At 60.7% G+C, this 19,318-nt stretch carries 16 protein-coding genes and 1 pseudogene; 7 read left to right on the top strand and 10 right to left on the bottom strand.

Features of this window, described 5'->3' with window-relative positions:
• Positions 1-71 precede the first annotated feature (71 nt).
• Both ACTJJN_RS12750 and ACTJJN_RS12745 read right to left on the bottom strand, forming a co-directional pair.
• Positions 72-1,421 carry a tryptophan--tRNA ligase gene (locus ACTJJN_RS12750; RefSeq protein ID WP_440781304.1) on the bottom strand — a complete coding sequence of 450 codons (1,350 nt, stop codon included), beginning with the start codon at positions 1,419-1,421 and terminating at the stop codon, positions 72-74.
• A 25-nt stretch (positions 1,422-1,446) separates the two neighbouring features.
• On the bottom strand, positions 1,447-2,082 hold the full coding sequence (locus ACTJJN_RS12745) for an alpha/beta hydrolase (RefSeq protein ID WP_004575116.1): 636 nt from the start codon (positions 2,080-2,082) through the stop codon (positions 1,447-1,449).
• 135 nt (positions 2,083-2,217) lie between these two features.
• On the opposite strand from ACTJJN_RS12745, the gene ACTJJN_RS12740 reads away from it, so the two are divergent.
• Complete coding sequence (locus ACTJJN_RS12740; protein WP_003251807.1) at positions 2,218-2,655, top strand: YhcB family protein; 438 nt, start codon at positions 2,218-2,220, stop codon at positions 2,653-2,655.
• A gap of 142 nt (positions 2,656-2,797) precedes the next feature.
• Here ACTJJN_RS12740 and ACTJJN_RS12735 read toward each other — a convergent pair whose 3' ends face one another.
• On the bottom strand, positions 2,798-3,994 hold the full coding sequence (locus ACTJJN_RS12735; protein WP_014859327.1) for a methionine gamma-lyase: 1,197 nt from the start codon (positions 3,992-3,994) through the stop codon (positions 2,798-2,800).
• A gap of 127 nt (positions 3,995-4,121) precedes the next feature.
• Between ACTJJN_RS12735 and ACTJJN_RS12730 the strand changes: the two genes are divergently transcribed.
• The 3 genes and pseudogenes from ACTJJN_RS12730 to ACTJJN_RS12720 all read left to right on the top strand — a co-directional run bounded on the left by ACTJJN_RS12730 (position 4,122) and on the right by ACTJJN_RS12720 (position 7,231).
• Positions 4,122-4,601 carry an Lrp/AsnC family transcriptional regulator gene (locus tag ACTJJN_RS12730; RefSeq protein WP_003251803.1) on the top strand — a complete coding sequence of 160 codons (480 nt, stop codon included), beginning with the start codon at positions 4,122-4,124 and terminating at the stop codon, positions 4,599-4,601.
• Between the two features lie 112 nt (positions 4,602-4,713).
• Positions 4,714-6,971 (top strand): annotated as a pseudogene (locus ACTJJN_RS12725) (S-type pyocin domain-containing protein).
• Positions 6,968-7,231, top strand: coding sequence for a bacteriocin immunity protein (locus ACTJJN_RS12720; RefSeq protein ID WP_010952429.1), 264 nt, complete (start codon positions 6,968-6,970; stop codon positions 7,229-7,231). Before ACTJJN_RS12725 ends, ACTJJN_RS12720 begins: the two are co-directional and overlap by 4 nt.
• Before the next feature lie 94 nt (positions 7,232-7,325).
• Here the strand turns inward: ACTJJN_RS12720 and cysN are convergent, their stop codons facing one another.
• From cysN to ACTJJN_RS12705, 3 genes are all read right to left on the bottom strand, one after another.
• The gene (gene cysN, locus ACTJJN_RS12715) at positions 7,326-9,227 is read right to left on the bottom strand and encodes a sulfate adenylyltransferase subunit CysN (protein WP_003251801.1); all 1,902 of its coding nucleotides are present in this window, start codon (positions 9,225-9,227) and stop codon (positions 7,326-7,328) included.
• A gap of 16 nt (positions 9,228-9,243) precedes the next feature.
• On the bottom strand, positions 9,244-10,161 hold the full coding sequence (gene cysD, locus ACTJJN_RS12710; protein ID WP_003251799.1) for a sulfate adenylyltransferase subunit CysD: 918 nt from the start codon (positions 10,159-10,161) through the stop codon (positions 9,244-9,246).
• A 218-nt stretch (positions 10,162-10,379) separates the two neighbouring features.
• Positions 10,380-11,138 carry a Nif3-like dinuclear metal center hexameric protein gene (locus ACTJJN_RS12705; RefSeq protein ID WP_012053662.1) on the bottom strand — a complete coding sequence of 253 codons (759 nt, stop codon included), beginning with the start codon at positions 11,136-11,138 and terminating at the stop codon, positions 10,380-10,382.
• A 168-nt stretch (positions 11,139-11,306) separates the two neighbouring features.
• Between ACTJJN_RS12705 and algW the strand changes: the two genes are divergently transcribed.
• A complete protein-coding gene (gene algW, locus ACTJJN_RS12700; RefSeq protein WP_003251794.1) occupies positions 11,307-12,467 on the top strand; it encodes a Do family serine endopeptidase AlgW in 1,161 nt (386 codons plus the stop codon).
• A gap of 71 nt (positions 12,468-12,538) precedes the next feature.
• Here the strand turns inward: algW and ACTJJN_RS12695 are convergent, their stop codons facing one another.
• The 4 genes from ACTJJN_RS12695 to ACTJJN_RS12680 all read right to left on the bottom strand — a co-directional run bounded on the left by ACTJJN_RS12695 (position 12,539) and on the right by ACTJJN_RS12680 (position 16,696).
• Positions 12,539-13,303, bottom strand: a complete 765-nt coding sequence (locus ACTJJN_RS12695) for an amino acid ABC transporter ATP-binding protein (RefSeq protein WP_003251792.1) — start codon at positions 13,301-13,303, stop codon at positions 12,539-12,541.
• A 10-nt stretch (positions 13,304-13,313) separates the two neighbouring features.
• The gene (locus ACTJJN_RS12690) at positions 13,314-14,411 is read right to left on the bottom strand and encodes an amino acid ABC transporter permease (protein ID WP_014754392.1); all 1,098 of its coding nucleotides are present in this window, start codon (positions 14,409-14,411) and stop codon (positions 13,314-13,316) included.
• Positions 14,412-14,421: 10 nt separating this feature from the next.
• Positions 14,422-15,600, bottom strand: a complete 1,179-nt coding sequence (locus tag ACTJJN_RS12685) for an amino acid ABC transporter permease (RefSeq protein WP_014754393.1) — start codon at positions 15,598-15,600, stop codon at positions 14,422-14,424.
• A 67-nt stretch (positions 15,601-15,667) separates the two neighbouring features.
• Entirely contained in the window at positions 15,668-16,696 is a 1,029-nt protein-coding gene (locus ACTJJN_RS12680; protein ID WP_012053665.1) for an amino acid ABC transporter substrate-binding protein, read from the bottom strand.
• A 332-nt stretch (positions 16,697-17,028) separates the two neighbouring features.
• Between ACTJJN_RS12680 and ACTJJN_RS12675 the strand changes: the two genes are divergently transcribed.
• Both ACTJJN_RS12675 and rhlB read left to right on the top strand, forming a co-directional pair.
• Positions 17,029-17,685: an alpha/beta hydrolase gene (locus ACTJJN_RS12675; RefSeq protein ID WP_012053666.1), complete on the top strand. Its 657-nt coding sequence runs from the start codon at positions 17,029-17,031 to the stop codon at positions 17,683-17,685.
• Positions 17,686-17,785: 100 nt separating this feature from the next.
• Positions 17,786-19,228 carry an ATP-dependent RNA helicase RhlB gene (rhlB, locus tag ACTJJN_RS12670; RefSeq protein WP_003251780.1) on the top strand — a complete coding sequence of 481 codons (1,443 nt, stop codon included), beginning with the start codon at positions 17,786-17,788 and terminating at the stop codon, positions 19,226-19,228.
• The last annotated feature ends 90 nt before the right edge of the window (positions 19,229-19,318 follow it).

The raw sequence follows: 19,318 nt of genomic DNA, 5'->3' as shown, positions 1-19,318 counted from the left end.
GCCCGCTCCCACACGGATCGCGCCAGCTTTCAGAAATTGAGCAAGACAGTTGCTCCCACCGTTTGGCGGCCTCAGTCCTGCTGTGGTGCCAAGGCTTCGTTCAGGCTTTGAATGGCCGCATCACGGGCTTCAGCGTTGTCGAACCGCGGCCCGTCGGCAACCTGCTCGCCATTGAGCCACAGGCCGAAGCTCAGGCCTTCGATGCGGACATCGGCCTCGCCACCCTGCTGCAACTGCTTGCTCACGGCGCCCGCACTCTTGCCGTCGGCGAAGCTGCGCGACAACAGCAGTTGCTCGCCATCAGCGGCCAGCAGGCGGAAGCGGAAGCTGCCGTCTTCATCACGGAAGCTGACAAAACGCGCGCTCTTGGTGGCTTTTTTCTTCACTTCGGCGGTGGCCTGCACGCTGCTGCGGAACGAACGCAGGCCAACGGCCTCGCGCAACTGCTCGAGGAACGGCGTGGCGATCTTGCGGGCCTTGGCAGCGCCGGCCAGCAGGATGTCTTCCAGGTCCGCCGGCCGGGCGATCAGCTGGTGATAGTACTCGCGCTTCTCGGCCAGTTGGCCGTCCAGCAGCTGGAACAGGCGCTGTTTGGCGTCGCCCCAGCCCAGGCCCTGCAGCAGCTCTTCGCGGAAACCGGCGCACTGCTCAGGCGTCGAGAAGGCCTGGTACAGGGTGAACAGGTGCGCGTTGTCCGGGTCTTTCGCCTCACCGGGCGCGCGCGAATCGGTGACGATGCGCGAGATGGCGTCTTTCATGTCCTTGGCGCTGGTGAACAACGGGATGGTGTTGTCATAGCTCTTGGACATCTTGCGCCCGTCCAGGCCCGGCAGGGTCGCCACGCTTTCTTCGATCACAGCCTCCGGCAAGGCGAAGAAGTCCTTGCCCTGGCCGAACAGGTGGTTGAAGCGCTGGCCGATATCGCGGGCCATTTCCACGTGCTGGATCTGGTCACGACCGACCGGCACCTTGTTGGCGTTGAACATCAGGATATCGGCGGCCATCAGCACCGGGTAGCTGAACAGGCCCATGGTCACGCCGGCGTCCGGGTCTTCGCCGTTCTCGACGTTCTTGTCCACCGAGGCCTTGTAGGCATGCGCACGGTTCAGCAGGCCTTTGGCAGCAACGCAGGTCAGCAGCCAGGTCAGTTCGGGGATTTCCGGGATGTCGGACTGGCGATAGAAGGTCACCTTGTCCGGGTCCAGGCCACCGGCCAGCCAGGTGGCGGCGATTTCCAGGCGCGAGCGCTGGATGCGCAGCGGGTCGTCGCACTTGATCAGGGCGTGGTAGTCGGCCAGGAAGTAGAACGAGTCGACACCGGGCTGCTGGCTGGCACGGATCGCCGGGCGGATGGCGCCGGCGTAGTTGCCCAGGTGCGGAGTGCCGGTGGTGGTGATACCGGTAAGAATGCGCGTGGTCATGGGTGTTCGCTTATTCAGGCTTGGCTCAGTTCGAAAGGCGCGGCAGCAGCAGATCCTTCAGATCGGTCAGCTTGCCATGGAAGAAGTGTCCGCATTCTGCCACTTTCAGCAGCTCATGGGGACGCGACAGGCTGTCGGACCATTCGTAAACCAGCTGCGGCGCGACGACTTCATCGGCGTCCGGCTGCACCACGGTGAGCGGGCAGCGCTGCGGCAGCGGGAATTCGGCGGTCAGGCGCATGACCGCCGGGGCGATCATGAACAGGTGCTGCAACTCGACGCCTGCAGTTTCAAGGCGCCCGGCCAGGCTGGTGGCAACGAAACCTCCGAACGAAAAGCCCATCAGCACCAGCGGTAGCCCGGGGTGCCTGGCACGCAGCCATGCTGCAGCGGCCTCGGCATCGGCCACTTCGCCAGCGCCCATGTCGTGGCTGCCGGCGCTCTGGCCGACGCCACGGTAGTTGAAACGCAGGGTCACATAACCGGCATCACGTGCGGTGCGCTGCAGGGTCGAGACAACCTTGTTGAGCATGGTGCCGCCCTGGACCGGGTTAGGGTGGCAGATCAGCACCGCGCCACGGGCTTGCGCCACGTCCAGGTACAACGCTTCCAGCTGGCCGCTGGGGCCATCGATGAACAAGGGGGTTTCGCGGACAAGCAAGGCACTACTCCGTGACCTCGAGAAGGGTCGATTCGTCTAGGTGTGAAATTCTGTTCTGATTTGCGATCGCTCGCGGTATACAGCGCAGGTCTGAGCCGTTAACGTAAAGCAAAGCCGTTTATAGAGGAAGGACTCGTGGAACTCTCGCTCCTTGTTTGGTTGTTGCCAACCCTGGCCCTGGTCATCGGTGTGGCAGTCGGTTTCATTGTTGCCCGCCTGCTGCCCAATGCGGCCCCGAGCAACACCCAGCGTCAACTGGATGACATCCAGAAGCGCTTCGACAGCTACCAGAACGAAGTGGTCACCCACTTCAACAGCACCGCCATGCTGGTCAAGAAACTGACCCAGAGCTATCAGGACGTACAGGATCACCTGGCTGAAGGCGCCAACAGCCTGGCCCTCGATGACGTCACCCGCCAACGCCTGCTGGCTGCGCTGCACTCCGATGCACCGCAAGGCCCGCGTGACCGCCTGACCCCACCTAAAGACACCGCCGAAGTGCCGCGCGACTATGCGCCGAAAGTGCCTAACTCGCCGGGCATGCTGGATGAGAGCTACGGGCTCAAGCGTTGATCTGCTGAACATGCAAAAGGCCTCGCAAGAGGCCTTTTTTATGGGCTGGATTCACTGGCCCCCTTCGCGGGCACGCCCGCTCCCACAGGTACACCACAGCATNGGGAGCGGGCGGGCCCGCGAAAGGGCCAGTGCAGGCAACCTAACAGCAGGCCTGCAATGCCTGTTCGACATCTGCCAGCAGGTCCTCCACATCCTCCAGCCCCACCGACAGACGCACCAACCCCTCCGATATCCCGTGATGCGCCCGCTCCTGCGGCGTATAGCTGGAATGCGTCATGCTCGCCGGATGCTGCGCCAGCGACTCGGCATCCCCCAGGCTCACCGCCCGGGCAAAGAGCTGCAGCGCATTCATGAAGCGCCGCCCCGCCTCAATGCCACCCTTGAGCTCAAACGCAATCATCCCGCCAGGCAAACGCATCTGTCGCTGGGCCAACGCGTACTGGGCAAAAGACGGTAGCCCCGGGTAATGAATCAATTCCACCTGCGGCTGCCGAGCGAGAAACTCGGCCACCTGCTGGGCATTGGCGCAATGCCGGTCCATGCGCAGGGCCAGGGTCTTGATACCGCGCATCAGCAACGCCGCGTCATGCGGTGACAGCACCGCGCCGGTCATATCCTTCAGCCCTTCCAGGCGGATACGGTCGACCAACGCCTTGCACCCCACCACCAACCCGGCAGTGATATCGCCATGCCCACTGAGGTACTTGGTTGCCGAGTGCACCACCAGGTCCGCCCCCAGCTCCAGTGGCCGCTGCAGGTACGGCGTACAGTAGGTGTTATCGACCACCACATGCACATCATGCCCCCGCACCGCCTCCACAACCGCCGCAATATCCACAAGTTGCATGTTGGGGTTGGCCGGTGTTTCGAAGTAGATCATCCGTGTTTTACTGCTGATCGCCGCTTTCAGGGCCTTGGCATCGTTGAGATCGACATGGCGAACTTTCACCCCGAACTCACCAATACCGTGGTGCAGAAAAGCGAAGGTACAGCCATACAAGGTGCGCCCGACAATCAGCTCATCGCCAGGCCTTAGCAGGGTCCAGAGGGTTGAGGTAATCGCGCCCATCCCCGAGGCCAACGCCAACCCCGCTTCACCGCCCTCCAGCGAAGCCATGCGCTGCTCCAGCAAGGCCAGCGTGGGGTTGGAAATGCGGCTGTAGAAATGCCCAGGCTCCTCCCCGGCGAAGCAGGCAGCACCGTACTCGACAGTGGGAAAGGCATAGGTAGCCGTTTGATACACCGGTGGCACCAGGGCGCCACCATGGGAAAGCGGGTCATAGCCATGATGAATGGCCCGCGTGGAAAAACCGGTGTTGTGGTGGGAGTCGCGCATGGCAACAGCCTCTTGTGGTTTGCTATAAGCTTATGCCACCGAGCTGCCCGATTTTTTCCAAAATAGCCTACGCATACACGTGCTTGCTGGAACAAAAACAATAATCAACGGACCAGGAGGGCAAAAAATGCCTTCAAGCCTCGACCGCACCGACCGCGCCCTGCTCGCCGCCTTGCAGGACAATGCCCGTCTCACCGTTGCCGAACTCGCCGACCAGGTGGCACTGACCACCTCGCCCTGCTGGCGACGGGTCAAGTTACTGGAGGAAAACGGCTACATCACCGGCTACCAGGCCATCCTCTCGCCCAAGTCGCTGGGGTTTGGTGTGACCGCGTTCGTCAGCATCATGATGGACTCGCACACCAAGGACATGGCGCTGGCGTTTGAACAGCGCCTGATGGAAATCCCCGAGATCGTCGCCTGCCACAACATCTCCGGCCGCTATGACTTTCTGCTGGAGATCCTGGCACGGGACCTGGAGTCGTTTGGCGAATTTACCCGGGAAGTGCTGCAGCGGTTGCCGGGGGTGAAGGAGATCTATTCGAGTTTTTCGTACAAAGCGGTGAAGGAAAGACGGGTGATACCGGTGTCGGAGAAACATATCTGAGACGGATCTTTCCGAGCAACACGAAGCTTCCTACTGATTGACAGGCTGCAGCTGACATACCGCAAATTCGATATACGTAAACCTAGCCCATGTAGTGATCAGGAGAACCTACATGGCACGGGACAATACGTATTATCTCGATGAGGCGCTATACATCAGTGCGCAAGCACCTACAGGTATTGAACTGAGTTTTATCGGTGGCGGTGGGCCGGGCTCAGGTGGCTGGGGGCTAAGCGATGGTTATCCACGCGGCACCAGCCCAACCAAAAATGATATTGCTCGGGTTATTTCCACGCGTAGGGTGCTGACAGAAGAATTTCAAATCATCGAAAAGGACTATTCAGATAAGTATGCTCATGAAACAAACCAGCTTCCTGAAACTATAAATGCACTAAAAGCCCAGATCAAAGCCGAGGCGAGCAGTACAAACGGCGCGGCATTACCATTCGTAACAGAGCAACAAATCCTGTCGTCGCGCATCAGCCAGATTCGTGATGGTTATCTGCAGATTTTACCCGACGCCAACAACTACTTTGGCGTACCCGCATTCTACAAGCGGGGCGACTCAATGATGAGCCGGTTTCTAGACCCGGGTTTCTTCGCAGCAACAACAGGCCAGGAATTAGGCGTGGAATGGGCCACAAGGCTGCAGAAGTCCTGGGAGGGTACGTACCGTTTACACCTGGAAGCTCAGAAGCACCAAGCATTGGCTGACGGACTTCGAGCACTGGCAAGCCAGGTAGATCAGGAAGAACTCAGCCAGCAACCGCTGGATTTGTTGCAGGTGATTGCGCGTAGAACAGCGCAGATCCACACAGAGCGACAAATACATTCGATTGTTTACCCAACGTCCTTCAGCATGAGCTGGGTCAAACCGTCATTGACGACACGCTCACGCTTGTCCAAACCTTCAGTACCTACCTGGCAACTGCTGCCGCCTTGGTGCAGGCCAAGCAGTCGCAAATTCCCCCCTATCAAGATCAAAACCCGCGCATCAACAGCCCCCTGTCGAAACCACAACTTGAAGGGCTTTTGCACCTTGTAGATGAGCAACGGTTGCGCCGGGCTGGCCCACGCTGGCAGGAATACCACCTGGCACTGGCGCTAACCGAATCGATCAGATTCCTGGGGGTATATGCAGGTGCCACGCAGAACCTGATGCAGCGCGCGGCTGAAGTGGAAAACCTCCAGGCTCAACTCGCTGCACAGGAAGAAGCTGCACGCCAGCAGGCCGAAGCCGAACGCTTGGCTGCTGAAGCCGAGCGCCAAAGGCAAGAGGCTTTGCGGCGTAGTGTCTCCTATATCAATGAAGCGCGGCTAGCGGTATCCACACCTGCCGTAATCCCGATTGGGGCTACCACTTTTGCCGTAGCCGAAGCGGCTTACTCTGCCTTGGCTGAATCGATCGCAGCGGCACTTACCCGGCTTGTTGCTACGACTGTCCCTTCGCTCGCAGTAGGCACCCTTGCGATGGCCTGGCCATCAACGCTGGGCAACAGTGAACGCCAGTACCTCATCAGCACCCCACTCGACAGCCTTAGCCCTGCCGGTGGGCCTGACCTTGCTGCCTTGGCGGCATCCTCGACCAGCATCGACCTGCCCTACCTTCTGGCGGGGGTTGAGAACGAAAACGAACTGGATCTCTACGTGGTGCCGAGTGGCAAGCCGGTGGCGGTACGCGCAGCAACGTTCGACAGCGAGCGGCAGGTCTACAGCCTGGCGCTGGATAATCCGCAACGGATTCTGACCTGGACACCCGCCAGCGCGCCGGGTGGCGATGAGGGAAACTCCACCAGCCTACCGCTAGTCCCGCCTGGTACCGTCGTGTACACCGGCAGCAGCCTGAACCCTGTCGTCACCGAGCAGGAGGGTTACCCCGCGCTTGATCTGCTGGACCAGGAACGGCTGATCATCACCTTCCCCATGGACTCCGGATTACCGCCTATTCTGGTGGTGTTCAAGAGCCCGCGATACGAGGCAGGAACATCGACCGGACATGGTGCACAGGTGTCAGATACATGGCGAAAGGAGGCAGCCAGCCTTGAGGGTGCTCCGATTCCTGCGCAAATTGCAGAACTTCTTAAAAGTAGGGAATTCAGAAATTTTGACGCATTCCGGCGACAGTTCTGGAAAGCGGTGGCTAATGATCCTGAGCTTTCAAAGCAATTTGATGAAATGAGCCTGAGTCGGATGAGAAAAAACGGCTACTCACCGATAGTCGATTTCCCAGACAGCCACCTGAGCCAAAAGACCTTTATACTTCATCATGTAACCCCGATCAGTGAAGGGGGCGGCGTTTATGACATGGATAACATTCGTATTGTCACACCGCTATCGCACAACAGCATTCACTACGGAACAAAACCATGAGTGAAAAAACCAAACTTTCTGACTATACCGAAAACGAATTCTTGGCACTCATAATTGAAATCCACAGAGCCAACTTGGAAGAACCCGATCATGTACTGGGGGGACTTCTTGATCATTTTTCAAAAATCACTGAACACCCCTCAGGCTACGATCTTTTGTACAGACCAAACCCAAAGGAAAATGGTAAACCTGAAAAAGTACTAGAAATAGTCAAGCAATGGCGGCTAGCCAACGGTAAAGACGGTTTCAAGCCCAGCTAACACGAGCAAGGCCCTGAACTCTGAGGGCCTTTTCACCCGAACTGAGCAATAGAAAAAACCCCGCCGAAGCGGGGTTTTCCCTGCAGGCTAGCGCTTAGATCGCGCCACGCTGACGCAGCACGTCCAGCACCTGTTTAACGCCTTCGTCCACGCTGGTGGCCTGGGTGTCGATCACAAGATCAGCATCCAGCGGCACATCGAACGGGAAGCTCTCACCCGGGATGTTGTCGCCACCGGCAGCGTACAGGCCTTGCGGGTCACGCTCGCGGCAAACCAGCGGCGAGGCCTGGACGTAAACGGTCACCAGGCGTTCCTTGCCGATCAGCGCCTTGGCCTGTTCGCGGCCTTCGGCATCCGGGGCCACGAACGCAGCCAGGGTGAGCATGCCGGCTTCGTTGAACTGGCGCGCCACATGGGCGGCGCGGCGCCAGTTCTCGGTACGGCCAGCGCGGTCCTGTGGCAGGCCCTTGTTCAGGTCGTGACGCAGGTTCTGGCCATCGAGCACGTACACCGCACGGCCCATGTCGAACAGCTTGCGCTCCACGGCATAGGCCAAGGTGCTCTTGCCAGCACCCGACAGGCCGCTGAACAGCACGGTGGCTGGCTGCTGACCGAAGCGCAGGGCGCGCTCTTCGGTGGACACGTGGGCCTGCTTGCCATGATGGCCGGTGCTGCCGTGTGGCAACACGGGCGGGGCGATGATCATGCCGGCGCCAACGGTGCCGTTGGTCAGGCGGTCGATGACGATGAACGCACCGGTGGTGCGGTTGCTGTCGTAACCGTCGAGGGCGATCGAGGTGTCCAGGGCTACCTTGACGCGGCCGATCTCGTTCAGTTGCAGCGCGCTGGCAGCGCCCTGCTCCAGGGTGTTCACATCGACCTTGTGGGTGATACTGGCAATCGAACCTGGCACGTAGCTGGTGGCACGCTTGATGTCGTATTTCTTGCCCGGGAGCATCGGCTCCTCGGCCATCCACACCAGCATGGCGTCGAACTGGTCGGTGACCGGCGGGACGTTGTCGGCATGTACCAGCAGGTCGCCACGGGAGATGTCGATCTCGTCTTCCATGGTCAGGGTCACGGCCTGGCCTGGGCCAGCGTTTTCCAGTTCACCTTCGTAGGTGACGATGGACTTGACCCGGCTGCTCTTGCCCGACGGCAGCACGACAATCTCGTCACCTTTGTGCACCACGCCACTGGCGATGGTGCCCGCGAAGCCGCGGAAGTTCAGGTTGGGACGGTTGACGTACTGCACCGGGAAACGCAGGTCGGTGAAGTTGCGGTCGGCCGAAACCTCGACGGTTTCGAGGATTTCCATCAGCGTCGGGCCGGCGTACCACGGCGATTGCTCGCTGTGGTTGACCACGTTGTCACCCTTGAGCGCCGACATCGGCACGAAGTGCAGGCTGCTCGGGGTCAGGTTGATGGCTTCGGCAAACTTCAGGTAGTCGGCCTTGATCGACTCGAAGACGCCTTCATCGAAGCCCTTCAGGTCCATCTTGTTGACCGCGACCACGATGTGCTTGATACCCAGCAACGACGCGATGTAGCTGTGGCGGCGGGTCTGGGTCTGCACGCCATAGCGGGCATCGACCAGGATGATCGCCAGGTCGCAGGTGGACGCACCGGTGGCCATGTTGCGGGTGTACTGCTCATGGCCCGGGGTGTCGGCGATGATGAACTTGCGCTTGGCGGTGGAGAAGTAGCGGTAGGCGACATCGATGGTGATGCCCTGCTCGCGCTCGGCCTGCAGGCCATCTACCAGCAGCGCCAGGTCGACTTCTTCGCCGGTGGTGCCGACTTTCTTCGAATCACGGGTGATGGCCTCGAGGTGGTCCTCGTAGATCATCTTGGAGTCGTGCAGCAGGCGCCCGATCAGGGTGCTCTTGCCGTCATCCACGTTGCCGCAGGTGAGGAAACGCAGCAGTTCTTTACGCTCGTGCTGAGCCAGATAAGCGAGGATATCTTCGCTGATCAAATCGGATTGGTGCGACATGGAGTAACCCTGAAAATTAGAAGTAGCCCTGACGTTTTTTGTCTTCCATGGAACCGGCGCCATCGTGGTCGATGACCCGGCCCTGGCGCTCGGAAGTGCGCGTCAGGAGCATTTCCTGAATGATGTCGGTGAGCGTCTCGGCTTCCGACTCGACAGCGCCCGTCAGCGGGTAGCAGCCGAGGGTACGGAAACGCACCTTCTTCTTGACGATGCGGGCTTTTTCTTCCTCGGAGAGATGCTCGAGGATGCGCTCGTCGTCGATCATGATCAGGGTGCCGTTCTTCTCGATGACTTCACGCTCGGCGGCGAAGTACAGCGGCACGATCGGGATGCCTTCAAGGTAGATGTACTGCCAGATGTCCAGTTCGGTCCAGTTCGACAGCGGGAAGACGCGGATCGACTCACCCTTGTTGACCTTGCCGTTGTACACGTTCCACAGCTCGGGGCGCTGGTTCTTCGGGTCCCAGCGGTGCTTGCTGTCACGGAACGAATACACACGTTCCTTGGCCCGCGACTTCTCTTCGTCGCGGCGCGCACCACCGAAGGCAGCGTCGAAACCATGCTTGTCCAGCGCCTGCTTCAGGCCCTGGGTCTTCATGATGTCGGTGTGCTTGGAACTGCCATGGGTGAACGGGTTGATGCCTTGCGCCACACCCTCAGGGTTGACGTGGGTGATCAGCTCCAGGCCCATTTCCTCGACCATCTTGTCGCGGAAGCTGTACATCTCCTGGAATTTCCACTGGGTGTCGACGTGCATCACCGGGAACGGCAGCTTGCCCGGGAAAAAGGCCTTGCGCGCCAGGTGCAGCATCACGGCGGAGTCCTTGCCGATCGAGTACAGCATCACCGGGTTGTCGAACTCGGCGGCCACCTCGCGGATGATGTGGATGCTCTCCGCCTCCAGCTGTTTCAAGTGCGTCAGTTTGTCGACCATGGCTACTCACGAAAAACGATCTTATGGACGGCCTGCGGGCCGTGTTCGAGCGAGCCACTTTATCACAGCGGCTGCTTCTATTTAGGAGGCTGGCTAGATCGAAAAAGTCTAACGATATGACTGGGGGTTTGGGCTACCAGGGCCGCCCTCTTCGCGGGTGAACCCGCTCCTACGAGGNCGTAGGAGCGGGTTCACCCACGAAGGGGGCGACACCGCTATCAGATAGGATTCGGGCAATCGATGAACAGGTGCTCCACGGCAAACCGTCGTGCCAGGTAATCGCCCAGCGCCTGCACCCCGTAGCGTTCAGTGGCATGGTGCCCGGCCGCAATGAAGCTGACGCCATTCTCGCGCGCACTGTGGTAAGTCTGCTCGGACGCCTCGCCGGTCAGGTACAGGTCGACCCCAGCAGCAATCGCCGTGTCGATATAGCCCTGGCCGCCGCCGGTACACCAGCCCACCCGGCGGATCATTTCATTGCCTTCGACCAGCAACGGCTCACGCCCCAGCACCTGTTGCACCCGGCGGGCAAAATCGCGCGCGGTCATCGGCTCAGCCAACGAACCGACCAGGCCGACCACCTTGGGGTTTTCCGGGTCAAGCGGCCCTTCGACAGTGATCTTCAGTCGCCGCGCCAGCTGCACGTTGTTGCCTACTTCCAGGTGCACGTCCAAGGGCAGGTGAAACGCCAACAGGCTTATATCGTTATTCAGCAAGGTCTTCAGGCGACGCTGGCGAATGCCGGTGATGCACGGGTTCTCGCCCTTCCAGAAATAACCATGGTGCACCAGCACCAGATCGGCCTCGGCCTCGACGGCGGCATCCAGCAATGCCTGGCTGGCGGTAACACCACTGACAATACGGCTGACCTGCGGCCGGCCTTCGACCTGCAGGCCATTTGGGCAATAATCCTGGATCTTCGCGCTGCCCAGGTAACGCTCGGCTTCCTCGACCAGGGTGTTTAGAGCGACGGCCATGAAAATCTCCTCGAAAACTGCACTTTTCTCGGGCACAACGCCTGACGAACGCCCGTATAATGCCGGCCATTATGGGCCGTCGCTGTCACTGGGGGAACCGGTGTATGATCGCGCGCGCTCATGCCCCACTGCCAGGCCGCTGGCCCCTGCTCTTTTCAGGATTCGTTCATGTTCAAGGCTTTGCGTTACTTCGGCTGGCCCCTGCTTACCGGCATACTGATCGCCATGCTGATCATCCAGCGTTTTCCGCAATGGGTCGGGCTGCCCAGCCAGGACGTCAACCTGCAGCAAGCGCCACAGACCACGCGGATCATGCAAGGCCCGGTGTCGTACGCCGACGCCGTGACCCTGGCCGCCCCGGCGGTGGCCAACCTGTACACCACCAAGGTGGTGAACAAAAGCGCCCACCCGCTGTTCGAAGACCCGCAGTTCCGCCGTTTCTTCGGCGATAACCTGCCCAAACAGCGCCGATGGGAATCAAGCCTGGGCTCGGCGGTAATCATGAGCCCAGAGGGCTACCTGCTGACCAACAACCACGTTACCAGCGGCGCCGACCAGATCGTCGTAGCGCTGAAGGATGGCCGCGAAACCCTGGCCCGCGTGATCGGCAGCGACCCGGAAACCGACCTGGCGGTGCTGAAGATCGACTTGAAGAACCTGCCGGCGATCACCATCGGCCGTTCCGACACCATTCACATCGGCGACGTGTCGCTGGCCATCGGCAACCCGTTCGGCGTCGGCCAGACGGTGACCATGGGCATCATCAGCGCCACTGGCCGCAACCAGCTGGGGCTGAACAACTACGAAGACTTCATCCAGACCGACGCGGCGATCAACCCGGGCAACTCCGGTGGCGCGCTGGTGGATGCCAATGGCAACCTGATCGGTATCAATACCGCGATCTTTTCCAAGTCCGGTGGCTCGCAGGGCATCGGCTTCGCCATTCCGGTAAAACTGGCACTGGAGGTGATGAAGTCGATCGTCGAACACGGCCAGGTGATCCGTGGATGGCTGGGTATCGAAGTACAGCCACTGAGCCAGGAGCTGGCAGAATCGTTCGGCATGAAGGACCGCCCAGGCATCGTGGTGGCGGGTATCTTCCGCGAGGGGCCAGCGGCCAAGGCCGGGCTGCAACTGGGTGACGTGATCCTGAGCATCAATGGCGAGCCGGCCGGCGACGGGCGCAAGTCGATGAACCAGGTTGCGCGGATCAAACCCAACGAGAAGATCACCATCGAGGTGATGCGCAACGGTCAGCAATTGAAGCTGATCGCCGAGGTGGGGCTGCGGCCGCCGCCGGCGCCGGCTGTAACGCAAGAAGAAAAGTAAGGTGAGGCCTTAAGNCCCATCGCGACACAAGACCGCTCCCACAGTTGGCCGAGTCTGCTGCCGCTACGGCCTCAATGCAGGATCTGGCTGAGGAACAACTTGGTCCGGTCGCTGCGCGGCCGGTCGAAGAAGTCATCCGGCGCGGCCTGCTCCACAATCTCGCCCTTGTCCATGAAGATAACCCGGTTCGCCACGGTACGGGCAAAGCCCATTTCGTGGGTCACGCAGAGCATGGTCATGCCATCCTCGGCCAGGCCCACCATGGTATCGAGCACTTCCTTGACCATTTCCGGGTCCAGTGCCGAGGTCGGTTCGTCGAACAGCATGATCTTGGGCTTCATGCACAACGCGCGGGCAATGGCCACACGCTGCTGCTGGCCGCCAGACAACTGACCAGGGTACTTGTGTGCCTGCTCCGGAATCCGCACACGCTCCAGGTAGTGCATGGCAATTTCCTCGGCCTTGCGCCGTGGCATCTTGCGCACCCACATCGGCGCCAGGGTGCAGTTCTCCAGGATGCTCAGGTGCGGGAACAGGTTGAAGTGCTGGAACACCATGCCCACCTCGCGGCGGATGGCCTCGATCTGCTTGAGGTCGTTGGTCAGCTCCACGCCATCGACCACGATGCGCCCTTGCTGGTGCTCTTCCAGGCGGTTAAGGCAGCGGATGGTGGTGGACTTGCCCGAGCCGGACGGCCCGCACAGCACGATACGCTCGCCCTGGCGCACGTTCAGGTTGATGTCCTTGAGCACATGGAACTGGCCGTACCACTTGTTCACACCCTGCATCTGGATGATGCCTTCGGGGCCAGCAGGCTGCTTGATCGCTTCACTCATTTCGAAACTCCTAACGCTTGTGGCCAGTGTCCAGCTTGCGCTCCAGATGCATGGAGTAGCGGGACATACCGAAACAGAAAATCCAGAACACCAGGGCGGCGAACACGTAGCCCTCGGTAGCCATGCCCAGCCAGGCCGGGTCGGCCGCGGCTTGCTTGACGCTGTTCAGCAGGTCGAACAGGCCGATGATGATCACCAGGCTGGTGTCCTTGAACAGGGCAATGAAGGTGTTGACGATGCCGGGGATCACAAGCTTCAGCGCCTGCGGCAGGATCACCAGCCCCATCGAGCGCCAGTAGCCAAGGCCCATGGCCGCGGCGGCTTCGTACTGGCCCTTGGGGATGGCCTGCAGGCCGCCGCGCACCACCTCGGCGATGTACGCCGACTGGAACAGGATCACACCAATCATCGCCCGCAGCAGCTTGTCGAAGCTCATGCCTTCTGGCAGGAACAACGGCAGCATCACCGACGACATGAACAGCACGGTGATCAGCGGTACGCCTCGCCAGAACTCGATGAAGGTCACGCACACCACTTTCACGGCCGGCATCCTCGAACGCCGGCCCAGTGCCAGCAGGATGCCCAGCGGCAAGGCGCCGACGATGCCCACGGTGGCGATCACCAGGGTCAGCATCAACCCGCCCCACTGGCTGGTCGGTACGCTTTCCAGGCCCAGGTACCCACCGTGCAGCAGGGTATAGGCCAGTACCGGGTACAGCACCAGGAAGCCCAGGCCATAGAAGGCCTTGCGCGGGAAACGCTTGATGAACAGCGGCGCGGCGCCGAGCACGGCAAGCCACACGGTCAGGTCCACACGCCAGCGCAGCTCAGTCGGGTAATAGCCGTACATGAACTGGCCAAAGCGCTGCTGCACGAACACCCAGCAGGCGCCTTCCTTGGTGCAATCGGCGCGCGTGGTGCCGACCCAGTTGGCATCGATCAACGCCCACTGCAGCAACGGCGGCACGATCAGCCACACCAGGTAGAGGGCGAACAGGGTCAACAGCGTGTTGAGCCAGCTGGAGAACAGATTGGCACGCATCCATGCGAGCACGCCGACGGTTTTCACCGGTGGCGGCATATCGGGTTTGAAAACATGGGCATTCACGGGCGTATCCTCACCGCTCGATCAGCGCAATGCGCTTGTTGTACCAGTTCATCAGCAGCGAAATGCTGATGCTGATGGCGAGATAGACACTCATGGTGATGGCGATCACCTCGATGGCCTGGCCGGTCTGATTGAGCACGGTGCCGGCGAACAGCGAGACCATCTCCGGGTAGCCGATACCGGCCGCCAGCGAAGAGTTCTTCGCCAGGTTGAGGTATTGGCTGGTCAGCGGCGGAATGATCACCCGCAGTGCCTGGGGAATGATCACCTTGCGCAGGGTCGGGCCCTCGCGCAGGCCCAGCGAGCGCGCCGCTTCGGTCTGGCCATGACTGACCGAACGGATACCGGAGCGCACGATCTCGGCGATGAAGGCTGCCGTATAGATAGTCAGCGCCAGGGTCAGCGCCAGCAACTCGGGGATCAGCACCCAGCCACCGACAAAGTTGAAGCCTTTGAGCTGCGGCACCTCCCAGCTGACCGGGCTGCCGAACAGCAACACGCTCAGCCCTGGGATGGCGATGAACAGCGCCAGGCCCCCCCAGAATTTGTGGAACGGCACGCCGGTCTCGTCGAAGCGCTTGTTGGCGAAGCGCACCATCAGCACGATCGCGACAATCGCTACTGCCAGGGCCACCACGAATGGCCAGAAACCGTCGGCCATCGACGCACCCGGCATGTTCAGGCCGCGGTTGCTGATGAAGAACATGTCATCGATGTTGATGCTGCCCCGTGGTCCCGGCAGGGTCAGGAACACGGCGAAGTACCAGAACAGGATCTGCAGCAACGGCGGAATGTTGCGGAAGGTTTCCACATACACGGTTGCCAGTTTGCTGATCATCCAGTTCGGTGACAGGCGCGCTACACCAATGATGAAGCCCAGAATCGTTGCCAGGATGACGCCGATGAAGGTCACCAACAGCGTATTGAGCAGGCCGATGACGAACACCCGCGCATAACTGTCGGATTCCACATAGGGGATCAGGTGCTGGGCGATACCGAAGCCGGCACTGCGGTCGAGGAAGTCGAAGCCCGAGGTAATGCCCCGGTGTTGCAGGTTGGTTTGCGTGTTGTGAAACAGGTACCAGCCCAGGCCGACCACGAAGACGATCGTGAGGATCTGGAACAACCACGCGCGCACACGCGGATCGTTAAGGGACAAGCCCTTGGGTGCGCCGATTTGATTTTGCATGAAGTGCCCCGGACAGTAGGGATTCGAACAGCCTGCGGCGGCGGGATGCCGCCGCAGGATGCAGCCATCAGCGCACGGGAGGCGCGTACTGGATGCCGCCGTTGTTCCACAGGGCGTTCATGCCACGGTCGATCTTCAAGTCAGTGCTCTGGCCCAGGTTCTTCTCGAACACTTCGCCATAGTTACCCACTTGCTTGACGATCTGCACTACCCAGTCTTTGGGCAGCTTGAGGTCCTTGCCATACTCGCCATCCGCACCCAGCAGTCGGGCGACATCCGGGTTCTTGGTGGCCTTGGCCTCTGCCTCGACGTTCTTGGAAGTGATGCCCGCCTCTTCGGCATTGAGCATGGCGAACAGGGTCCACTTGACGATGCTGAACCACTCCTCATCGCCTTTACGCACTACCGGGCCCAGTGGCTCCTTGGAGATGGTTTCCGGCAACACCACGTAGTCGGTCGGCGCAGCCAGCTTGGAGCGCTGGGCGAACAGCTGCGATTTGTCCGAAGTCAGCACGTCGCAACGGCCAGACTCCAGCGATTTGGCGCTCTCGTCAGAGGTGTCGAAGGTAATCGGGGTGTACTTCAGGCCATTGGCACGGAAGAAGTCCGACACGTTCAGCTCGGTGGTGGTGCCGGCCTGGATGCAGATGGTCGCGCCATCGAGCTCTTTGGCGCTGGAAACGCCAAGCTTCTTGTTGACCAGGAAGCCGACGCCGTCATAGTAGGTGACACCCGCGAACACCAGGCCCATGCCGGCATCGCGCGAGCTGGTCCAGGTGGTGTTGCGCGACAGCACGTCGACCTCGCCCGACTGCAGGGCAGTGAAGCGTTCCTTGGCGTTGAGCTGGCTGAACTTGACCTTGGTGGCATCCCTGAACACGGCGGCGGCCACGGCGCGGCAGACATCGGCATCGATGCCGACGATCTTGCCCTGCGCATCAGGTACCGAGAAGCCTGGAAGACCGTCGCTCACGCCACACTGGACGAAGCCCTTCTTCTTTACCGCATCGAGGGTGGCGCCGGCCTGGGCAGTGCTCACGGCGCCCAGCGCGGCGGCAGCGGTCAGGACTGCCAGGGTGGTTTTCAACATCTTCATTCACAACCTCCAAATCGCTCTTGTTGTATCGAGCCGGAATTGCACCGCACCCTTTTGAGGCGTATCCGACCCGTATTGGCTTGTTATTGGGTCAATTGGCGCAATGGACTGTTCTGTGACAGCCTTCGCGTGCAGAGGGTGTTACCGTCACGGCCTGCCCTTTGCATCACAGGTTGAGTTGCAAACCGCGTACCAAAATTTCTGGCTGTAGCGTTTAAGCGATCGTCAAGTAGGAAAAGTTGTATCGTTGCGACATTCTTTTTCCGACAATCATTTCCGGTGCTTTCTTTTCACGCACGCCATAACAAGACCCGCACACTTTCGGAGCAGTCATGACCAACCCGCTGATTCTCGAACCACAGAAAACCGCTGACGCCTGTGTGATCTGGTTGCACGGTCTGGGGGCCGACCGTTACGACTTCCTACCTGTGGCCGAATTCATGCAGGAGCGCTTGCTCAGCACACGCTTCATCATGCCCCAGGCACCGACCCGCCCCGTGACCATCAACGGCGGCTATGCCATGCCCAGCTGGTATGACATCAAGGCCATGACCCCGGCCCGTGCCATCGACGAAGCGCAGCTGGAAGAATCTGCCGAGCAGGTGGTTGCCCTGATCAAGGCCGAGCAGGCCAAAGGCATCAACCTGTCGCGGATCTTCCTGGCCGGCTTCTCCCAGGGCGGCGCGGTGGTGCTGCACACTGCCTATATAAAGTGGCAGGAAGCACTGGGTGGGGTGATCGCCCTGTCCACCTATGCCCCCACCTTCAATGACCAGCATCAGTTGAGTGCCTGCCAGCAGCGCACACCGGCCCTGTGCCTGCATGGCGTGCATGACCCGGTGGTCATCCCGTCCATGGGCCGTACCGCCTTCGAGTACCTGAACACCTGGGGCGTCGCTGCCCGCTGGTACGAATACCCGATGGAACACGAAGTGGTGGTCGAAGAACTGAACGATATCCACGACTGGCTGAGCAAGCAGCTGCAATAGGCAGCCTCGCTTGTAGTTGTGGGCGTATTCCGCTACGCCGCGCCCGGATCTTGCATTACACTGCCCGGCGTACATTCCTTAATCAGTTGATGAGACGACCGTGCTCAAAGCACTCAGAAAAATATTCGGCAAGGGAGAGGCCGCGCCACAAGCCGCCGCTCCTGCTGCCAGCGTGACGCCGGAAGCCCGGCCCGCGGCAAAACCGGCCGCACCCCATGCCAACCCCGCCCCCAAGGCTGAGCAACCTGCCGCCGCGACGCCACCTGCCGAACAACCGGCCAAGGACAAACCGCGCCGCGAACGCAAGCCCAAGCCGCAGGCCAGCCTGTGGAAGCCCGAGGACTTCGTGGTCGAGCCACAGGAAGGCAAAACCCGCTTCCACGACTTCAAGCTGTCCAACGAGCTGATGCACGCCATCCACGACCTGGGCTTCCCGTACTGCACGCCAATCCAGGCGCAGGTCCTGGGTTACACCCTGCGTGGCCAGGACGCCATCGGCCGGGCCCAGACGGGCACTGGCAAGACGGCCGCCTTCCTGATCTCGATCATTTCCCAGTTGCAGCAGACGCCACCGCCTAAAGAGCGCTACATGGGCGAGCCGCGCGCGCTGATCATCGCCCCCACCCGTGAGCTGGTGGTGCAGATCGCCAAGGACGCCGCTGCCCTGACCAAGTACACCGGCCTGAACGTGATGAGCTTCGTCGGTGGCATGGACTTCGACAAGCAGCTCAAAGCCCTGGAAGCTCGCCACTGCGATATCCTGGTGGCCACCCCGGGCCGCCTGCTGGACTTCAACCAGCGTGGCGAAGTGCACCTGGACATGGTCGAGGTGATGGTGCTTGACGAAGCCGACCGCATGCTCGACATGGGCTTCATCCCCCAGGTCCGCCAAATCATTCGTCAGACACCGCCGAAAAGCGAGCGCCAGACCCTGCTGTTCTCCGCCACCTTCACCGACGATGTGATGAATCTGGCCAAGCAGTGGACCACCAACCCGGCCATCGTCGAGATCGAGCCGGAGAACGTGGCCAGCGAAACGGTAGAGCAGCACGTGTATGCGGTGGCCGGCAGCGACAAGTACAAACTGCTGTATAACCTGGTGACCCAAAACAAGTGGGAACGGGTGATGGTGTTCGCCAACCGTAAGGACGAAGTGCGGCGCATCGAGGAAAAGCTGGTACGCGACGGTATCAATGCCGCCCAGCTGTCGGGTGACGTGCCGCAGCACAAGCGCATCCGAACCCTGGAGAGCTTCCGCGAAGGGCGCATCACCGTGCTGGTGGCCACCGACGTGGCCGGGCGCGGGATCCATATCGATGGCATCAGCCACGTGATCAACTTCACCCTGCCGGAAGACCCTGACGACTACGTGCACCGCATTGGCCGTACCGGCCGTGCCGGCACCAGTGGTGTGTCGATCAGCTTTGCCGGTGAAGATGACTCGTATCAGCTGCCAGCGATCGAAGCGCTGCTGGGGCGCAAGATCAAGTGCGAGATGCCGCCGGATGAACTGCTCAAGCCGGTGCCGCGCAAGCATCACTGACTTCAGCAGGCTACATGCGCCCTGTGGCGGCGGCCTTGTGTCGCGATTGGGCCGCGCAGCGGCCCCGGGATTTCGGCTTTGATGCGGAGA

The organism is Pseudomonas sp. 22515 (assembly GCF_052044625.1).
GTDB classification, from domain to species: domain Bacteria; phylum Pseudomonadota; class Gammaproteobacteria; order Pseudomonadales; family Pseudomonadaceae; genus Aquipseudomonas; species Aquipseudomonas alloputida.
The sequence above is the reverse complement of the archived record's forward strand: the minus strand, read 5'-3'. Positions and strand labels throughout refer to the sequence as shown.